Origin of the sequence: Lentilactobacillus kisonensis DSM 19906 = JCM 15041 (assembly GCF_001434135.1) — a bacterium.
Taxonomy (GTDB): Bacteria; Bacillota; Bacilli; order Lactobacillales; family Lactobacillaceae; genus Lentilactobacillus; species Lentilactobacillus kisonensis.
In genome coordinates this window covers 1-1,764 of sequence record NZ_AZEB01000073.1, presented here as the reverse complement: position 1 = coordinate 1,764, position 1,764 = coordinate 1, and the positions used below count along the sequence as shown (strand labels likewise).

Here is a 1,764-nt window from a genome sequence, read left to right as displayed (position 1 = left end):
GCAGGTGTTGCACTTCAATTTTAAATCGAGGCACTAAAATCATTGCAACTTTTTTCAAATTAATTTTTAACATCATTACTTCTCCTCTTTCACTTTACAGCTTATAAAGCCCGGTGTCGCGTTTTTCTTGCCATACTTGGACAGTCGACCCGCTCACCTTGACGGTAAATCTATCTTTGGTTTTACCAGCAAATCCAGTTAACTTGTAGGTTTTGCCATTTGTCTTTTTGTACTTAACGTTCTTCCAATATTCAGAAGATCCATAGTCACCGGCACTCTTGTCGTTATTCCAGGCCTTGATTTTGGTTGCTGAAAACTTCCAGTTATACCACTGGGTCTTACCATACCCCCGCCAAGTATGCCTCAACACTTTTGGCGTCCCATTATGCCAGCTTGCTGCCTTAGCCGGAACTTGAGCAATAGCTCCAAAGCCAAGTCCTGCAGCTAGTAAACCAACTGCGGCAAATCGTATTTCCCTCATAAATAATCCCTCCAGTAATTTTTTATAACTACCCATATCGCGGATAGTTACGGGTTAATTATACAGCTGAATAATCTGTAGGAATCATTTATTTTGCCATAATGATTATATAATTCTCATGAGACTTTTGTTAAGCCGCTATAGTTACTAACTGATAGTGATATACTTAATCTATTATTTACTTGAGGGGGTAATAATATGAAGTCACGCCATATTTCGTATAAGCTATTTCTTTTGCTTACTATTTTTGCTGGTCTTGAATTGCTCAGTTCAAGTCAGTGCAACTCCGTTCATGCTGCCCAATATTCCTACCATAAGAATGGTCATCTGTGGTACAAAGGGCAAGGAAAAAGCGGCTTTGACGCAGAAGTAATGAATGGTACGTATAAGTATGATCCGACTAGCGGGAGAGCCACTTATCCCAAGAATAAAACCAAACACTATAAATTGTATAAAGTTAATAATTTACCGATCATGCCAAATCATTACGCTACGCGGGCAATTCCAGCTTCCATCGCAGGCTGGGATTCACTATTTGAGTCAAACAAATTACAATTTGACGGCAAAAAATATTTTAGCAGTTTTCCAAAACAAATGACCGGAAAGAATTATAGCTGGTATAACGTTTATAAAAATGCTTATGTCCGCAGTAAAGGAACTGCATTTGCATACCCAATAAACGACAAATCACTGGGAACAATTAACGCTACTATCTATAAGACTCACGTGGCGGATTCACCCTATCTTGGGGATACTATCTACAGAGATGTGTTACCCACGAACGTTAAACCAACCGATCCTAGCATTCGTTTTAGTCACTTTAATTTTCCTCTGAACAAAGGGATTAATCAAGCAACCCTTGCTTACTATTTTGGTGACCATTATCAAAGCTTTGGTACCAAACTAGGTGCTACTCAAACAGGCGGCACCATCACATTTCGACCAACGAACAACACTTCAGTTGCGCCACGAATCCAACTATTATCCAACGGTTCTAAAGTCCAAGGTGTCATTGATTCAAATGACGGTTCGGTTGAACCTGGAGCCTATCACTATCGGCTTTACTTCCGATGGGTGGATTCCGGTGGTAATCGCCATACTGTAAACCCTAAGGATAAGAATCTACACGTTATACTCACAATTAATTTAAATGAGGATCCAACAACTTATAATATGTCTTTCGACCAATATGACAAGAAAGATATTGGCTATCCTGACGTGGCATTTCGAGATGGTTTACTGAAATAAACGAAAAAGTGGCTGGGACATAAGTCCCGCCGATA

The 1,764-nt window shown here is 39.7% G+C and carries 2 protein-coding genes; one reads left to right on the top strand and one right to left on the bottom strand.

All coding sequences use genetic code 11. The annotated features are described in order from the left end of the window. Positions 1–94: 94 nt before the first annotated feature. A complete protein-coding gene (locus FC98_RS13695) occupies positions 95–481 on the bottom strand; it encodes a hypothetical protein (protein WP_040472124.1) in 387 nt (128 codons plus the stop codon). Positions 482–679: 198 nt separating this feature from the next. Between FC98_RS13695 and FC98_RS13690 the strand changes: the two genes are divergently transcribed. After that, on the top strand, positions 680–1,729 hold the full coding sequence (locus tag FC98_RS13690) for a hypothetical protein (RefSeq protein ID WP_008858507.1): 1,050 nt from the start codon (positions 680–682) through the stop codon (positions 1,727–1,729). The last annotated feature ends 35 nt before the right edge of the window (positions 1,730–1,764 follow it).